The 14,833-nt window shown below is 59.3% G+C and carries 18 protein-coding genes; 6 read left to right on the top strand and 12 right to left on the bottom strand.

Going from position 1 to position 14,833, the window contains the following annotated elements; translation table 11 throughout:
• Positions 1-120: 120 nt before the first annotated feature.
• From ACWIKB_RS06015 to ACWIKB_RS06005, 3 genes are all read right to left on the bottom strand, one after another.
• Positions 121-1,185, bottom strand: coding sequence for an NAD(P)H-dependent flavin oxidoreductase (locus ACWIKB_RS06015; protein WP_475265776.1), 1,065 nt, complete (start codon positions 1,183-1,185; stop codon positions 121-123).
• A gap of 118 nt (positions 1,186-1,303) precedes the next feature.
• Positions 1,304-1,897 (bottom strand): hypothetical protein, encoded by a 594-nt coding sequence (locus ACWIKB_RS06010; RefSeq protein ID WP_475265775.1) that lies wholly within the window; start codon positions 1,895-1,897, stop codon positions 1,304-1,306.
• Between the two features lie 32 nt (positions 1,898-1,929).
• Positions 1,930-4,386, bottom strand: a complete 2,457-nt coding sequence (locus ACWIKB_RS06005; RefSeq protein ID WP_475265774.1) for an autotransporter — start codon at positions 4,384-4,386, stop codon at positions 1,930-1,932.
• 180 nt (positions 4,387-4,566) lie between these two features.
• Between ACWIKB_RS06005 and acuI the strand changes: the two genes are divergently transcribed.
• Both acuI and ACWIKB_RS05995 read left to right on the top strand, forming a co-directional pair.
• Positions 4,567-5,550, top strand: a complete 984-nt coding sequence (gene acuI / locus ACWIKB_RS06000; protein ID WP_290023789.1) for an acrylyl-CoA reductase (NADPH) — start codon at positions 4,567-4,569, stop codon at positions 5,548-5,550.
• A gap of 64 nt (positions 5,551-5,614) precedes the next feature.
• Positions 5,615-6,073 carry a GyrI-like domain-containing protein gene (locus tag ACWIKB_RS05995; protein WP_475265773.1) on the top strand — a complete coding sequence of 153 codons (459 nt, stop codon included), beginning with the start codon at positions 5,615-5,617 and terminating at the stop codon, positions 6,071-6,073.
• Here ACWIKB_RS05995 and ada read toward each other — a convergent pair.
• The 6 genes from ada to ACWIKB_RS05965 form a co-directional block, all read right to left on the bottom strand.
• Positions 6,070-7,137: a bifunctional DNA-binding transcriptional regulator/O6-methylguanine-DNA methyltransferase Ada gene (ada, locus tag ACWIKB_RS05990; protein ID WP_475265772.1), complete on the bottom strand. Its 1,068-nt coding sequence runs from the start codon at positions 7,135-7,137 to the stop codon at positions 6,070-6,072. The two genes, ACWIKB_RS05995 and ada, sit on opposite strands and share 4 nt — an antisense overlap.
• Positions 7,138-7,215: 78 nt before the next feature.
• Positions 7,216-7,896, bottom strand: a complete 681-nt coding sequence (gene alkB / locus ACWIKB_RS05985) for a DNA oxidative demethylase AlkB (protein ID WP_475265771.1) — start codon at positions 7,894-7,896, stop codon at positions 7,216-7,218.
• The gene (locus ACWIKB_RS05980; protein ID WP_475265770.1) at positions 7,886-8,575 is read right to left on the bottom strand and encodes a 2OG-Fe(II) oxygenase; all 690 of its coding nucleotides are present in this window, start codon (positions 8,573-8,575) and stop codon (positions 7,886-7,888) included. The genes alkB and ACWIKB_RS05980 overlap by 11 nt, the downstream gene beginning before the upstream one ends.
• Positions 8,572-9,072 (bottom strand): methylated-DNA--[protein]-cysteine S-methyltransferase, encoded by a 501-nt coding sequence (locus tag ACWIKB_RS05975; protein WP_475265769.1) that lies wholly within the window; start codon positions 9,070-9,072, stop codon positions 8,572-8,574. Before ACWIKB_RS05975 ends, ACWIKB_RS05980 begins: the two co-directional genes overlap by 4 nt.
• A 126-nt stretch (positions 9,073-9,198) precedes the next feature.
• A complete protein-coding gene (locus tag ACWIKB_RS05970) occupies positions 9,199-9,369 on the bottom strand; it encodes a hypothetical protein (RefSeq protein ID WP_475265768.1) in 171 nt (56 codons plus the stop codon).
• A gap of 35 nt (positions 9,370-9,404) precedes the next feature.
• Positions 9,405-9,710 (bottom strand): DUF1883 domain-containing protein, encoded by a 306-nt coding sequence (locus ACWIKB_RS05965; RefSeq protein ID WP_054050556.1) that lies wholly within the window; start codon positions 9,708-9,710, stop codon positions 9,405-9,407.
• 211 nt (positions 9,711-9,921) lie between these two features.
• Between ACWIKB_RS05965 and ACWIKB_RS05960 the strand changes: the two genes are divergently transcribed.
• Together ACWIKB_RS05960 and ACWIKB_RS05955 are read left to right on the top strand one after the other, a co-directional pair.
• On the top strand, positions 9,922-10,278 hold the full coding sequence (locus ACWIKB_RS05960; RefSeq protein WP_475265767.1) for a hypothetical protein: 357 nt from the start codon (positions 9,922-9,924) through the stop codon (positions 10,276-10,278).
• A gap of 70 nt (positions 10,279-10,348) precedes the next feature.
• On the top strand, positions 10,349-10,579 hold the full coding sequence (locus ACWIKB_RS05955) for a hypothetical protein (RefSeq protein WP_475265766.1): 231 nt from the start codon (positions 10,349-10,351) through the stop codon (positions 10,577-10,579).
• Between the two features lie 11 nt (positions 10,580-10,590).
• Here ACWIKB_RS05955 and ACWIKB_RS05950 read toward each other — a convergent pair whose 3' ends face one another.
• Both ACWIKB_RS05950 and ACWIKB_RS05945 read right to left on the bottom strand, forming a co-directional pair.
• A complete protein-coding gene (locus ACWIKB_RS05950) occupies positions 10,591-10,872 on the bottom strand; it encodes a hypothetical protein (RefSeq protein ID WP_475265765.1) in 282 nt (93 codons plus the stop codon).
• Positions 10,873-11,009: 137 nt separating this feature from the next.
• Positions 11,010-11,198: a hypothetical protein gene (locus tag ACWIKB_RS05945; protein ID WP_054050563.1), complete on the bottom strand. Its 189-nt coding sequence runs from the start codon at positions 11,196-11,198 to the stop codon at positions 11,010-11,012.
• A gap of 258 nt (positions 11,199-11,456) precedes the next feature.
• Between ACWIKB_RS05945 and galU the strand changes: the two genes are divergently transcribed.
• Both galU and gorA read left to right on the top strand, forming a co-directional pair.
• A complete protein-coding gene (gene galU, locus ACWIKB_RS05940) occupies positions 11,457-12,296 on the top strand; it encodes a UTP--glucose-1-phosphate uridylyltransferase GalU (protein WP_054050566.1) in 840 nt (279 codons plus the stop codon).
• 130 nt (positions 12,297-12,426) lie between these two features.
• Positions 12,427-13,785 (top strand): glutathione-disulfide reductase, encoded by a 1,359-nt coding sequence (gene gorA / locus ACWIKB_RS05935; RefSeq protein WP_475265764.1) that lies wholly within the window; start codon positions 12,427-12,429, stop codon positions 13,783-13,785.
• On the opposite strand, the gene ACWIKB_RS05930 is transcribed toward gorA, so the two are convergent.
• A complete protein-coding gene (locus tag ACWIKB_RS05930; RefSeq protein WP_475265763.1) occupies positions 13,782-14,792 on the bottom strand; it encodes a DNA-binding protein in 1,011 nt (336 codons plus the stop codon). The genes gorA and ACWIKB_RS05930 overlap by 4 nt on opposite strands.
• Between the last annotated feature and the right edge of the window lie 41 nt (positions 14,793-14,833).

Raw genomic sequence — 14,833 nt, 5'->3', positions numbered from 1 at the left:
TGATTGGCGCTGATAACCCTGTGGGAGCGGGCTTGCTCGCGAAGGCGGTAGGTCAGGCGACATTAATGTTGAATGTGCCGGCCTCTTCGCGAGCAAGCCCGCTCCCACAGGGTTTTGTGTTTAGTGGCGAATCAGTTTCGCCAAAGCCTCTTCGGCCAAGCGCCGGGTCAACTCTGCCGTGGGCAATTCAACGCCCAACCTGAACGCCTGTCCGGCCCACAAGTTGGCGAAATCCGCCGGATCCTTGGCCCGCAATGGCATCAATGCACCGCCGGCCAAAGGAAAGGCGGGCGCCTTGTCGCTCATTGGCCCTATCTCTCGCATCACCCGATTCAGCAGCCCCCGCGCCGGGCGCCCGGTGAAGAGGTTTGTGACCGCGGTTTCGCTTTCCTTGGCGGTGCGCAAGGCCTTGTGGTGCGCCGCGCTGATCTTCGCTTCCGGTGTGAACAAATACGCCGTGCCCACCTGCACCGCTGAGGCACCCAAGTGGAACGCGGCGGCAATCCCACGCGCGTCAGTAATTCCTCCCGCCGCAATCACCGGCACTTTAACGGCATCGACGATCTGCGGAACCAGCGCGAAAGTGCCGACCTGACTGGTCAAGTCATCGCTGAGAAACATACCGCGATGACCACCGGCCTCGTAACCCATGGCGATGATCGCGTCGCAGCCGCGCTGCTCCAGCCACACGGCTTCTTCAACCGTCGTCGCCGACGACAGAATCTTCGCTCCGGTGGCTTTTACCCGATCCAACAGCGACTTTTCAGGCAGACCGAAGTGGAAGCTCACGACCTCGGGGCGAAACTCTTCGATCACTGCGCAAGCGGCTTCGTCGAACGGTGCACGGTTGGACACCGGTGTCGGTGCGTCGAAATCAACGCCCAGTTCGCGATAGTAAGGTTCCAGCAGATTTTTCCAGGCGCGGGCCTTTTGCTCGTCAGGCGGCGGCGGTTGATGGCAGAAGAAGTTAACGTTGAACGGGCGCTGGCTGTGCTGGCGAATGGTTTTCAGCTCTTCGCGCAACTGCTCGATGCTCAACAGCGCGGCGGGCAACGAGCCCAGGCCGCCGGCGTTACTCGCCGCAATCACCATGGCTGAATCGTGGGCACCGGCCATGGGCGCCTGGATGATCGGCAGTTCGATCCCGAGCAGGTCAAGTATGCGGGTGTCTGGCCATTGGCTCATTTGAATCATCTCCGACATCGACGGTATTGCCCGTTTTGTATCAGCAACGAGGAGGGCAGGCCAGTCGGTTTTTCTGAACGGTCCGAGTCGGTTTTTCAGAATGGACCGATGCCGGCGTTTATGCCTTTGGCAGCCAGGGTGCCGCGAGAGCCAGCGCTCCATGGCCGCCACGGCGGACGCAAGCCAGAACCTGTACCCACGTCAGTTCGGTCAGGCGAACCTGGGAAGCCGGGACCACGCGTACTTCGCCCGAGGTGCCGCCCGCTGGGCCTGCATCCAGGATAAACACCGAATACCATCCCTGCTGTTGCTCAAGTACCAGGCAAAACAACCAGCCATCGTCCTCGTTGATCAACCCGACCTTGGCGCCCTCGACATTTTCCAGGCCGGCCAGATGCGCCGTCGCATCCTTGAGCAGGGCATAACCAGGCACTTTACCGAGCACATTGTTTTCCAGCGCCTTGAACAGTGAGGTGCCCAACCGGGTCTTGGCCAAGAGCCCGGCGAAAAAGCAGATCAACACCAGCACCACCAACGCCACGAGGGTGAACAGCGTCACCCCCGCGACGCTGTATTCGGCAAACATCGGCAGCAGTTTGTGTATCGGTTCGCGCAGCAGATGCACGCCTTTTTCCAGCAGTAAAAACACCAACACCAACGGCAGGATAAACAGCAGCCCACCCGCCACTGTGGTTTTGATAAAACGAAACATGGCAGCCCCTTCAGCGGTCATTCAACGGCATTTCAACGACGATGGAATCCGCCACCACCCCCTCCGCCGAACGAGCGATTCATGACCTGGGAGGAGTTGTGATAGTTGTTGAAGCGTTCATTGCCCAAAGAGCGCGCCGCCGATTCGCGGTTGAGATTCTGCACCTGGGCGGTGTTTGCCGGGTTGACCCGTGTCGCGCCACCCTTGACCATCGATTGCCAGCCGTCGTCGGTCTTTTTGTAGACGTTGCCGTCATGCCCGGCGTAGACGTTGTCACCCACTTTCGCGGCGCCGCTGTTGCGTCCGCGTATGGCGCCGTACTGGGTGGTTTTGTCGGTGTTGGGGTTGTAGACCGCGCCGCGATTGGCGGTGACCTGGGTGCCGTTGCGCACATTGCCCGCTGTGACTTTGCCGCCGGCAATCGCTGCGCCGTTAGGCCCGACGATCTCGCCACTGCGCCCAGCGGCGTAATTGCCGGTGTAGACATTGTGTACCGCGCCACGCTGACCGGCCGTAGCAATACCGGTGCGCGAGTTGTAGGAAGAACCGACCTGGCCGGCCCAGCGATTGCCGGTCCAGGCGTTGTAGCCGGCACCATAACGGCTGACTGATGCACGATCACCCCATTGGCGATAGATGTTGCCCGTGCTGCCGGCCCAACCGCCGGGTCCCCAGGCGACTGCGCCACCGTGATAACCATAGGCCGCGCCACCCCACGGCATCGGCGCCGGGTAAAGATGCGGGCCCCAGGCGTAACCCCAGCCGTAATTGCCCCACCAAGGGTAAGCGCCCCAGCCCCAGCCCATGGCCACGGTGCTGCCACCCCAACTCCAGCCAAAACCGAAACCGAAGGTCCAACCGGTCCACGGGGTATAGCGAATCGCGACGCCAAACCCGTAGGTCACCGGCGGCCCATACCAGACGCTGCCGACCCACGGCGTATATGGATAACCGGTGCCATAAACCACCACGCCGCTGGCCGGGTCCACCGTGGAGCCCTGATACCCCGGCGTATAACCCACGACCACCCTATCGCCGTTGGCCTCATAGACTTTCACGTAGGTGATGTAGTGCATCGGCGAACTCGGCGGAATCGAATAAATCACCGCCGGCACTGAGGTCGCGACCGACCACGGGCCCTGGGCCGAAGTAGCGTTGAACCAGATACCGTTCTCCACCGCGTACCAACTCTTGGCATCGACCATGATGATGGGCGTCGGTGTGTTCACCACGTATTGCAACGGCGTACCGCTGATGGCCTTGAGCTGCGGTTGACCGTCGAACTGTGGAGCGGTCATTTTGACTTGGCTTTTCTTGATGGCCGAGGTTTGCGCAATGGTCGCTGCAATCGCCGCTTCCCGGGCCTGGGGAGTGCCGGCCACCGAAGCCTTGACGTTTTCTTTGGCGCTGTCATCGGGAATGTTGGCGAAATCGGCCGGTAATTTGTCGGCCGGGGCGAAGGTCCAGGGGCCTTTCATGTCAGTCGCTTTGAACCAGCGCCCGGAGATCAGCACATAACTGACCTGGTCACCGATTTCCTTGAAAATGTGCCCGGTTGTGTTAGTCACATAGAGCAACTGCGTGCCCTGGATCGGCTGCCACTGGGGGGCACCATCGGTGACGATCAGCTCGGTGGGTGTCGTTGCAATATGGATCTGCGGGATCGGTGGTTTGGCCAGTGTAGGAATTTTGTCCTTCGGATCACTCTGGCCGGTCAGCAAATCAACCTGACGACTCTGGATCGCCGCTTTCTTGGCTTTTTCCAGATCGGCGGAAGGCGAGGACAGCGGCGCGTACTGGCCGCCCAATTCATCGGCGACCATCCAGCCGTCGAATACATGTAGGTAATGTTTGCCCTGGGCATCCTTGAGCAGCAGTGGCCGAGTGTTGATCACTCGTTGCAACGCCGTGCCGTCTACCGGCCGGTAAGCCGGCTCGCCGTCGACATACACCAGCAATGCCGGGACGTCGGAGGTAATGATAGTCGGCGGGGTGTTTTCGATTGGATCGCTGCTGGATTTCTGCTCGGCCGCGAGGACGCCAACGGCGGCTTCGAGCTGGTCCAGGGAAATGGTTTTCTTGCGGTTCGCCGCGTCTTTTTTCAGAGCTGCGACCCAAGCGTCGGCCTGCGCGGCGCTGGACGGAAAATCGGCTTTGGTGAGGGTGTATTGATCAAGCGCCACCCAGCGCGTGGCCTTGTCTACGAGGGTATGGGCGCTGAACTGCACGATGCCGTAGGTGGATTTTCCGTCGGCCCCGGTAGCCTCGACCGCTGCCCGCGCCTGAAGGGTATAACCGTCCCAACTGTCGAGTTGCGGCTGATAGATCGTCAGTTTGGTATCACCGGCGTTGAGTACTTGCGGCCAGGTCGGACTCGCTGCAGCCTGGGCAACAGGGGCTGTCGATGCTTGAGGCTGTGCAGCCTGGGCGCTGCTGAACGCCGGCAGGCAGAGCATCAGCAAAACGGAAATCGAGCGAAGGTAAGGCATTGTCAGCTCCATCGACAGGGCGGCTTTTTCAGGTAATTCAGGGCCGCGAAAAAAGCATAGCTTCCGGTTTTGGAAACGCCCGGTGGATTTGGCGATTGGATGAAAGTCGGGTAGGGCAAAGTGTTGCTTTGTGTTATTTCAATGACACTTCAACCTCAGCGAACCCATTGGGAGGCAGCGATGTTCAAGGGCATTTTGATCGACAAAGACGACAGCGGTTACCGGGCCACACTGCAAGAGATCAATGACGATCAACTGCCCGAGGGCGACGTAACCGTGCGCGTGGCGTACAGCACGCTGAATTTCAAGGATGGCCTGGCGATCACCGGCAGTAGCCCGGTGGTGCGAAAATTCCCCATGGTGCCGGGGATCGATCTGGCAGGCAGCGTCGAAGTCAGCGGGCATCCGGACTACAAGGTGGGTGACCTTGTCGTACTTAATGGCTGGGGCGTGGGCGAAGGGCATTGGGGCGGATTGGCGCAGAAGGCGCGGCTCAACGGCGACTGGCTGATACCGCTGCCGAAGGCTTTCACGACGGCTCAAGCGATGGCCATCGGCACAGCCGGTTACACGGCGATGCTGTGCATCCTGGCGTTGGAGCACAACGGCGTCACGCCGGATCAGGGCGAAGTGCTGGTGACCGGCGCCAACGGCGGGGTCGGCAGTTTCGCCATCGCGCTATTAAGCAAGCTCGGCTACCGGGTGGTGGCGTCGACCGGTCGCACCTCGGAGCACGATTACCTTAAACAGTTGGGTGCCAGCGAAATCATCGATCGCGCCACCTTGTCCGAGCCGGGCAAACCGTTGGCTAAGGAGCGTTGGGCGGCGGTGATCGATTCGGTCGGCAGTCACACCTTGGCCAACGCCTGCGCCAGCACCAAGGCCAACGGCACGGTCGCTGCGTGTGGCCTGGCGCAAGGCATGGACTTTCCGGCCTCCGTTGCACCCTTCATTTTGCGCGGTGTGACCCTCGCCGGAATCAACAGCGTGACTCAACCGAAAGCCAAGCGGGTGCAGGCCTGGAATCGCCTGGCCGAGGATCTGGACTTTGCCCTGCTGCCGCTGATCAGCCACGAAATCGGCCTCAGCGAAGCAATCGAAGCGGCACCGCGCTTGCTCGCCGGGCAGTTGCGGGGAAGGGTTGTCGTCGACGTCAATCGCTGACAAGGTAGGCGCCGTTGCGGCTCGAAAGGGCCGCATACCTCAATAAAAAAGGAGTGGCGTCTCAATGGAAGTCAAACAGGTTTACGTGGCTCCGTTCAGTGTTTCGGGACTGCAAGTACGCACCCGCAACAGCGATGAACTGGCCGCTGAAACAGCGAAGATTGGTCCGATGTGGGGGCATTTCTTCGGCGAAGGGTTGAATGAGCGAATTGCGCCACAGCAAGCCGCCTCACCAGTCTATGGCGTTTATTCCGGGTATGAATCCGATGCCTTGGGCGCGTTCGATGTGACGGCCGGAATGGCGGTCGAGGAACCTGCGCAAGGTTATGAGACCATCAACATTGAAGAGGGCCGCTACCTGGTATTCGAGGGCAACGGTCCGATGCCTGATGCCGTCATCGCTGCCTGGCAATATATCTGGAATTATTTCGAGGCCAACCCGCAGATCCAGCGCCGGTTTGCTACCGACTTCGAAGCCTATACCGGCCCTGAGTCAGTTGCGGTGCATATCGGCATCGTCTAAGGCTGCGATTCACGTTCCAGCAACTGCCGCTTGCGCTCCACTCCCCAGCGATAACCCGACAGGTTGCCGTCGCTGCGCACCACCCGGTGACAGGGAATTGCCACGGCAAGGCTGTTCGCGCCGCAGGCCTGGGCCACGGCGCGCACCGCTTTTGGCGAACCAATGCGCAGGGCGATATCGGCATAGCTGGCGGTGTTGCCTGCGGGAATCTGCCGAAGGGCTTGCCAGACTCGTTCCTGAAACGCCGTGCCGCGCACATCCAGGGGTAAATCCAGCCCAATGGCCGGCGCTTCGATGAAGCCGACGACCTGGGCAATCAATTTCTCGAACCCGTGATCGGCGCCGATCAGGTTGGCGCGCCGAAACTTGTCCTGCAGATCGCACACCAGCTGGTGCGGGTCGTCCCCCAACAGAATCGCGCAGATACCCCGGTCACTTTGCGCCACCAGGATCGCCCCAAGGGAACATTGGCCGACAGCAAAGCGGATGTCGTTATTCTGGCCTTCGGCGCGGTAGTCGCCGGGTTTCATGCCCAGCAACTGGTCGGCGGCCTCATAGAACCGGCTATTGGAATTGAAACCAGCGTCGTACAGCGCGTCTGTCACCGAGCCGCCATCGCTCAACCGTTCGCGAACCTTACGTGAGCGATGTGCACTGGCGTAACCCTTGGGCGTCAGGCCAGTCACGGCCTTAAACACACGATGGAAGTGGAAACTGCTCAGGCCTGCCGCTTCGGCGAGTTCGCCCAGCGTGGGCAGATTCTCGGCCGATTCGATCTGACGGCAGGCAGCCGCCACGGTCGCGGCATGTTGTGCCGCGACCTCGCTTTGATCCTTCACCGCCCGTTTGCTGGGGCGATAACCCGCCGCTTGGGCTTGCTCTGCGGTGTCGAAGAATTCGACATTCTGCGGCTTCGGCAAGCGCGCCAAGCTACTGGGGCGGCAATAGATGCCGGTAGTTTTTACCGCGTATACAAACTGCCCGTCAGCCTGGGGATCGCGGGCGACGACGGCGGCCCAGCGAGGGTCGTTTTCGATGGCGATGTTGGGCGAACGAGTGGTCATGGCTTCAGGTCCGTTGACGGGTTTCATACAGGTTAAGCCGCCGGTAGAGGTGTAGCACCCCGGGTCTTGCGGTCAAATTCAACCCGCGCTACGAAACGTAAAATTGATCCGCTGCTCGCCTAGTCGCGGATGCTGCCCGTCTTTGATTGGCAAGACCCCGTGATAGCGCAAGCGATCGACACCACCCCAGACCACGATGTCACCATGAAACAATGGCACACGCTGGCTTTTGTCACTGCGTTCGAAGCCGCCAAATAAAAACATCGCCGGCAACCCAAGGGACACCGAAACGATAGGCGCGGCGTAGGAACCTTCGTCTTTGTCCTGATGCAATGACATCTTGGCCCCTGTGACATAGCGGTTGATCAGGCAGGAATCCGGCTCGAAATCGGTAAATCCTGCTGCCAGCGCCGCCGCTTGCGCCAGTTCGAAAAACACCTCGGGCATCGCCGGCCAGGGTTGCCCGGTTTGCGGATCGTTGCGGGTGTAACGATAGCCACTGCGGTCAGTGGTCCAGCCCAGCGTGCCGCAACTGCTCAACGCCACTGACATGGTAAAGCCGCCGGGCGTGACCATTTGCCGAAACGGCGCGGCTGCCAGAACCAGCTCGAGCGCCGGTAGTAGGCGGTCGATCAGCGGCAGGGCAAAGCCTCGGAGGACGTAGGACTGTTCGCCGATCTGCTCGCGTCGGGGCGGCTGTTCGGGCTCACTATCGGCGAACAAATCGAGAGTGGTCGGGTTCATGGGGTCATAACGCATCGTGAAAGATGATTCCAAGGGTATGCCGTTTGCCGCTGTGCAGGCGACTGACGCCGTGGCGCATTGTGACTCGGTAATAGCCGCGAACGCCTTTGACCGGTCGCTGGTTGACGGCAAAGATCACCGCGTCGCCTTTCTTCAAGCCGATCACCTGGGGCCGCGATTGCATTCTCGGGCGCTGCTCGGTCAGCACAAATTCGCCACCGGTGAAGTCTTCGTCCGGTTCTGACAGCAGAATCGCTACTTGCAGTGGGAAAACGTGCTCACCGTACAAGTCCTGATGCAGGCAGTTGTAGTCCTCAGGGCCGTATTGCAGCAACAACGGTGTCGGGCGCTCCTGACCAGCGGCATGACAGCGTTCGAGAAACGCTGCGTGGCTGTCGGGGAATCGGGTCGGCAGGTCCATCCGCTCGCACCAGCGATTGGCAATGGGCACCAGTCGCGGGTAGAGCGCGCTGCGTAAACGGGCTACGGTGTCCGGCAACGGGTACTTGAAATACTTGTATTCCCCGCGCCCGAAGCCGTGACGGGCCATCATCACTTGTGAGCGGAAGGGCTCGGGCCGGGGGTACAACGCGCTGACCTGATCACAGGTTTCGTGGCTCAACAGCGAACGGATAATGGCGCAACCGTCCTGATCGAGTTGTTGTTCCACCAACGCCCAGTCGAGCTTGCTCATTGGCGCGCCTCGCGTTCCAGCAACTGCCGTTTACGCTCCAGGCCCCAACGATAACCGCCGAGGTTGCCATCCTGGCGCAGTACTCGATGGCACGGCACGATCACGGCAACCGGGTTGGCTCCGCAGGCATTGGCTACCGCGCGAAAGGCCTTGGGTTGGTCAAGACGTTGGGCGATGTCGCGATAGCTGGCGGTTTTGCCGACGGGGATTTGCCGCAGGGCGTCCCAGACCTGGCGCTGAAAGGCACTGCCTGCCAGATCCAGCGGCAAATCGAATGCCGTGTTTGGATTGTCGAGGTGTCGCAGGGCTTTCTCCAGCGCTGGCGTTAAAGCCTCATCGCGTTGGAGTTCGCCACTAAACCGCCGCGCCAGATCGCGCTCAAGGCTTGTGAGGTCATCACCGAGCAGCAGCGCACAAAGCCCCTTGTCACTGAAGGCCAGCAACAATACGCCCAGCGAGCAAGCGCCGCTGATGTAGCGAATCGAGGAAGTAGACATGTTCTGACTCCTTAACCAAAGGTTGAGGTGGCCAGTCTAGGGAGCGTCGATCGGGCGAACACTCCGGCGCTTGCGGTCGAACTTCAGGCGGGGGAGCCGACGTCCCTGTTGTCGCTCCCAGTCGCGTTACAACGCTTTGCTGACACTGATGTCGCTGATCACGTCTTCGCCTTGGCCATGAATAGCATCCAGCGCTGCTTTGGCTTCTTCGGCGGTGCCGTTTTCAAGCTGGGCAAATTCGAAGCGGCGCTCGCCGTTGAGTTTGTATTTGATGACGTACTTGGTCGTTTGGGCCACGGTGATGTCTGCCTGTTTGCGTGTGTGGACGTTGATCAGCTCAGTTTTGTGCTGGAACGACGGACGATCTTGATCGAGTGGGTCAGGGTCGGCTTGCGCGTAACGCTGATGGCTTTGCGGCTGTTGACCATGTCGATGGTGATGTTCCAGAAACCGGTGCTCGGTGCTGTGATGCGAGCCGGGAACGTGTCAAATGCGCCGCCGTGGTAAGTGTGACGGCCGCCATTTTTGAAACTGCGGAAGTTGGCGTCGTTCATCAAGCGGATGTTGCACATTTGGGAGCACTGGATGACGACAATGTCGTCTTCATTGAGGTGCTCGCGCTGGTGGATAAATTTCATGAGGCGCCTCCAGAAGGGCTTTTTCTACAAAATCAAAACGATAGCAGGGCAATTGGCGCAGTTTATCAGCCCGAACGGGTTATTATCCGGCTGTCAGCGTCGTGTTTGACAATTAAAAACAGTTATTCGGAATTCTATGAGCGATAAAAGCAATGAGCCTCGGAGAAAAACGGCATTTACGCTGTCGGAGGGTCTTTATCGGAGGTTTTGTATGAAATGGGGTGTCCTGGTCTTGCCACTGGCATTGGCGGTGAGTGGTTGTGCAAATGTCGCAGAAATCAACGAGACACTGCCGACCATGAGCGTGATCTCAGGTAAAAAGCCCCATGAGTACGCGCAATGCCTCGTCGAGAAACTGGCCCCCAGCCGCGGCGCCCTGCAGCTTGAGCCGCACAAAGATGGAGTGCGTGTGATCGTCCCAGGGAAATTTTCCTCGGGGCCGGCGGCGGTATTCGATATCGAAGACCGCTCCGGTGGCAGCGGCATCAAACTGCATGAGCGCATGTCCAACGTGCCGGTACGTCCCAAGGATGTACAGCATGCCGCCACCGCGTGCATTTCAGGCTGATAGACTATCGACAGTCGCCTGATGCCGCCAAAGCACTGCTTTGGCGGCATTGTCATTTCTGGAGCCGCGCATGAAGCGAGAGCAAGTACGGGAACGCCATGCAGAGGGCCATATCTCTGCCACCCACGTGATTCAGAACCCGGCGAATTCGGGGGAATGGATCGTGTTTTTCAAGAAAAGTGCCGGGCGCAGTTATTTTCTGGTGGATGATAACGATGAAGTCGAATCGTTTAGTCGCCTGGACGATTTGATCGATACCGTGCGCGGCCTCGGGATCAAGTTTGCCGAAATTCACATGTAGGGCAGGGCGCCCTACTTGCAGACCACTACCACGTTGCGGTTCTTGAAGTTGCCAACATCGACGCCCAGGGTCTTGTCGCTTTCCTTGGTTGAAGGTGTGCCGTCGGTGCCAACGATCCGGTAGCCGGTGCCGGCGCAAGAGTCATCGGCTTTTTCGTAGCAGGTGGCCCAGGAATTGGCTTCCCCGGAGCAGTCGATAGTCAGGCCTTGCTCGCCATTGTTCAGGTAGGTTTTCTCGGAAGTGGCGCACCCAGTGAGCGCCAGAACCGTAATCAGTGCCAGAAGTTTGTTCATGTCGTTGTCGTCGTCAGATGATGGGGCTAAGCCTGTGACAGCAGCGGCGTCAAAAGGTTATAGCGATTGGCCACTTTGTTGCAGGCAAACACAAAAAAGCCCTGCGCGAAGGCAGGGCTGTTCAAATCAGGTGCGTTTCAGGACTTGTCCTTGCCGCGCCGCTTGGGGCCTGCGGGTTGATCCTGCAACACCGATGCCACCTCAATCGCCAACGCTTCGGTAGGGAAAGGTCCGGCGATGTTCTCGCCAGCGACGCTGTCTACCCACCATTGGCCGTCTTTCGCCTGGTTGATCAGGTACCCGTTGACGCTTTTTGCTACCGACATCTATCTGCCTCTTTGGCTGGTTCAATCGCGCCATGATACCGCCAATTGCACTCAACAGGTGCTGATGGGCGTATGGTGGTGCGATTGTCGGTCAGCCCGGAACCGGCGGTCTGTGCTATCAATAAAGGCTTACGGGAACTATCCGCCAGAATATTTCTCTATGATGGCATCGGTTAGCCAGTGCGGGGCATTGTAAGGTGCGCGCCGCCTGATTAGACTGCGCCGAAACTCGTACACACAGCCCTTTCAAGGACTTATATGATCAAGAAATGCTTGTTCCCAGCAGCCGGTTACGGTACTCGCTTCCTGCCAGCGACTAAAGCCATGCCCAAAGAAATGCTGCCGGTGGTAAACAAGCCACTGATCCAGTACGGCGTCGAAGAAGCACTGGACGCTGGGTTGACCGAAATCTCCATCGTGACCGGTCGCGGCAAACGCGCTCTGGAAGACCACTTCGACATCAGCTACGAGCTGGAAAACCAGATCAAAGGCACCGACAAGGAAAAATACCTGGTCGGCATCCGTAAACTGCTCGACGAGTGCTCGTTCTCTTACACTCGCCAGACCGAAATGAAAGGCCTGGGTCACGCTATCCTGACCGGCCGTCCGCTGATTGGCGACGAACCGTTCGCCGTGGTGCTGGCGGATGACTTGTGCGTCAACCTCGACGGTGACGGCGTCCTGACCCAGATGGTCAAGCTGTACAAACAGTACCGCTGCTCGATCATCGCGATCCAGGAAGTCGACCCACTGGAAACCAACAAGTACGGCGTTATCGCTGGCGACTTGATCGGTGATGACCTGTACCGCGTGCGCAACATGGTTGAGAAACCAGCGCCGGAAGATGCACCGTCGAACCTGGCGATCATCGGCCGTTACATCCTGACGCCGGACATCTTCGACCTGATCAAGCAAACCGAGCCAGGCAAGGGCGGCGAGATCCAGATCACCGACGCCCTGATGAAGCAGGCGCAAAACGGTTGCGTGATCGCCTACAAGTTCAAAGGCAAGCGTTTCGACTGCGGTGGCGCCGAAGGCTACATCGAAGCGACCAACTTCTGCTTCGAGAACTTCTACAAGACTGGCAAGGCTTACTGATAGCGCCTGACCCACTTGTACTGAGAAAACCACCTTCGGGTGGTTTTTTCGTTTTCCGGCCCCATATTGTTCGCAGCGTTTGCCCAATGGGCGTCTGCGGGTATGCTGATGGCCTGCCGAGGAGATAGAAATGGCTTACGATTTTGACCTTTATGTGATTGGCGCCGGTTCCGGCGGTGTGCGGGCTGCGCGATTTGCTGCCGGTTTCGGCGCGAAAGTGGCTGTGGCCGAAAGCCGCTATCTGGGCGGTACTTGCGTGAACGTCGGCTGCGTGCCGAAAAAACTGCTGGTCTACGGCGCGCACTTCGCCGAAGACTTCGAGCAGTCTTCCGGTTTCGGCTGGACCTTGGGCGAAGCAAAGTTCGATTGGGCGACGCTGATCGCCAACAAGGATCGCGAGATCAATCGCCTGAACGGCATCTATCGCAACCTGCTGGTCAACAGCGGTGTGACGCTGCATGAAGGTCACGCCAAAATCGTCGACCCGCATACCGTCGAAATCAATGGCGCACGCTACAGCGCCAAGAACATTCTGATTGCCACCGGCGGCTGGCCGCAGATCCCGGAAATTCCGGGGCACGAGCACGCGATCAGCTCCAATCAGGCGTTTTTCCTCAAAGAGCTGCCGAAGCGCGTTCTGGTGGTCGGCGGTGGTTATATCGCGGTGGAATTCGCCGGGATCTTCCACGGCCTCGGCGCACAGACCACGCTGCTGTATCGCGGTGATCTGTTCCTGCGCGGCTTTGACGGTGCGGTGCGCAAACACTTGCAGGAAGAACTGACCAAGCGCGGCATGGACCTGCAATTCAATGCAGACATTGAGCGCATCGAGAAGCAAGCCGACGGCAGCCTGAAGGCGACCCTCAAGGATGGCCGCGAGCTGGAGGCCGACTGCGTGTTCTATGCGACCGGACGGCGTCCGATGCTGGACAACCTCGGACTGGAGAATACCGGCGTCAAACTCGACAAGAAGGGTTTCGTCGAGGTGGATGAGCAGTATCAGACTGCCGAGCCGTCGATCCTGGCGTTGGGCGACGTGATCGGTCGCGTGCAGTTGACTCCAGTAGCGTTGGCCGAAGGCATGGCCGTTGCGCGACGCTTGTTCAAGCCCGAGCAGTATCGTCCGGTGGATTACAAGATGATCCCGACGGCGGTGTTCAGCCTGCCGAACATCGGCACCGTCGGCCTGACCGAAGAAGAAGCCCGGGAGGCCGAGCACGAAGTGGTGATCTACGAAAGCCGTTTCCGGCCGATGAAGCTGACCCTGACCGAGTGTCAGGAGCGCACGCTGATGAAGCTGGTGGTGGACGCCAAGACCGACAAGGTGCTGGGTTGCCACATGGTCGGTCCTGATGCCGGGGAAATCGTCCAAGGCTTGGCGATTGCCCTCAAGGCTGGCGCCACCAAGCGTGATTTCGACGAAACCATCGGCGTGCATCCGACCGCCGCCGAAGAGTTCGTCACCATGCGTACGCCCGTCGCGAGTTAATCGTCCTTCGCTGCGTCTGGCGCGGTCGCAACGACTGCCGCCAGGCGCGCGCTTTCATCCAGGCTGGCCTGGGTCTTCGCCAATTCGATTTCCAGTGACTGATTGATCTGCGATTGCTCGTCGACGTTCTGTTTGAGCGCCTGGCTTTCCAGCAGGGCGATGCGCAAGCGTTCCTGGAGGAGGGTGCGTTCGCTGTCGACGCGGTTGGCTTGTTCCAGCAGTTGATCCTGGCGAGTGTTGGCTTGTTTGAGTTGCTCTTGCAGCAGGCTTAACTCCCGCAGCGTTCCACGGTTTTCGGTCAGCAAGCGTTCGTTGTCGCGGTGCAACTGGGTGATTTCGTCCTGGCGGACGAGGGCGCTTTGTTGGGCCTGGCGCAATTCCATCTGGATCTGTTGCACTTGGCCTTCATGGCGGCGCTGGTCCTGTTCGCGCTGCTCTTTGACGGCGTTGCGATAGTGTTCCAGCGCATCCCGGGCGTGCAGGTGTTTTTCTTCGAGGGAGCGGATCTGCTCGTCCTTGTCCTTCAACCGCAATTCAAAATCTGCCAGCGCCTGGTTCAGTCCGGCGTTGCGGGTCTGCTCGGTCTGCAGCATGGAGCGGGTTTCCAGCAGCGCGTCGGATTCCTGAGTCAGTGCCAGGCTTTGAATCTCGTATTGCTGATGCAGTTCCGCGTTGGCCTCGCGGGCTTCTTCGAGCTGCGTTTCCAGCTCCTTGCGTTGGCGATCGAACTGCTCGCGCGCCTGGTCGATGGGCTCTTGGGCCTGCTCTTTCAAGCGTTGCGCCAGGCGTGATACCAATCCGGCCAGTTCATCATCGATAGGTTCGGACGTCGCTTCAGTACGCTCCGGGCTGCCATCCAATTCCTTCAAATAGCGATGAATCGTGGTTTTCGAGCCGGTATTGCCCATCTCGATTCGTACAGCATCAATGCTTGGGTTTTCTCCGCGGGCGAGGATCGCTAACCGTGCCGCTTGCACCACTGCTTTATTTACACCGCCACGAGCCATGAGTCTTCCTACGATTTCGTAATGTGGTACGTACCACTGTT

The sequence above is a fragment of the Pseudomonas sp. 5Vm1k genome (assembly GCF_056161485.1).
Note: the sequence above shows the minus strand (reverse complement) of the source record. Positions and strands in the feature narration are given on the sequence as shown.

Excerpts from the sequence above, each read along its gene's own strand:
- ACWIKB_RS05950 (WP_475265765.1), bottom strand. The coding sequence starts at position 10,872 with ATGAACAAACTTCTGGCACTGATTACGGTTCTGGCGCTCACTGGGTGC.
- galU (WP_054050566.1), top strand. The coding sequence starts at position 11,457 with ATGATCAAGAAATGCTTGTTCCCAGCAGCCGGTTACGGTACTCGCTTC.
- ACWIKB_RS05955 (WP_475265766.1), top strand. The coding sequence starts at position 10,349 with ATGAAGCGAGAGCAAGTACGGGAACGCCATGCAGAGGGCCATATCTCT.
- ACWIKB_RS05995 (WP_475265773.1), top strand. The coding sequence starts at position 5,615 with ATGGAAGTCAAACAGGTTTACGTGGCTCCGTTCAGTGTTTCGGGACTG.
- ACWIKB_RS06005 (WP_475265774.1), bottom strand. The coding sequence starts at position 4,386 with ATGCCTTACCTTCGCTCGATTTCCGTTTTGCTGATGCTCTGCCTGCCG.
- ada (WP_475265772.1), bottom strand. The coding sequence starts at position 7,137 with ATGACCACTCGTTCGCCCAACATCGCCATCGAAAACGACCCTCGCTGG.
- ACWIKB_RS05945 (WP_054050563.1), bottom strand. The coding sequence starts at position 11,198 with ATGTCGGTAGCAAAAAGCGTCAACGGGTACCTGATCAACCAGGCGAAA.
- ACWIKB_RS06015 (WP_475265776.1), bottom strand. The coding sequence starts at position 1,185 with ATGAGCCAATGGCCAGACACCCGCATACTTGACCTGCTCGGGATCGAA.
- ACWIKB_RS05980 (WP_475265770.1), bottom strand. The coding sequence starts at position 8,575 with ATGAGCAAGCTCGACTGGGCGTTGGTGGAACAACAACTCGATCAGGAC.
- ACWIKB_RS05930 (WP_475265763.1), bottom strand. The coding sequence starts at position 14,792 with ATGGCTCGTGGCGGTGTAAATAAAGCAGTGGTGCAAGCGGCACGGTTA.
- ACWIKB_RS05960 (WP_475265767.1), top strand. The coding sequence starts at position 9,922 with ATGAAATGGGGTGTCCTGGTCTTGCCACTGGCATTGGCGGTGAGTGGT.
- ACWIKB_RS06010 (WP_475265775.1), bottom strand. The coding sequence starts at position 1,897 with ATGTTTCGTTTTATCAAAACCACAGTGGCGGGTGGGCTGCTGTTTATC.
- ACWIKB_RS05975 (WP_475265769.1), bottom strand. The coding sequence starts at position 9,072 with ATGTCTACTTCCTCGATTCGCTACATCAGCGGCGCTTGCTCGCTGGGC.
- ACWIKB_RS05965 (WP_054050556.1), bottom strand. The coding sequence starts at position 9,710 with ATGAAATTTATCCACCAGCGCGAGCACCTCAATGAAGACGACATTGTC.
- alkB (WP_475265771.1), bottom strand. The coding sequence starts at position 7,896 with ATGCGTTATGACCCCATGAACCCGACCACTCTCGATTTGTTCGCCGAT.
- gorA (WP_475265764.1), top strand. The coding sequence starts at position 12,427 with ATGGCTTACGATTTTGACCTTTATGTGATTGGCGCCGGTTCCGGCGGT.
- acuI (WP_290023789.1), top strand. The coding sequence starts at position 4,567 with ATGTTCAAGGGCATTTTGATCGACAAAGACGACAGCGGTTACCGGGCC.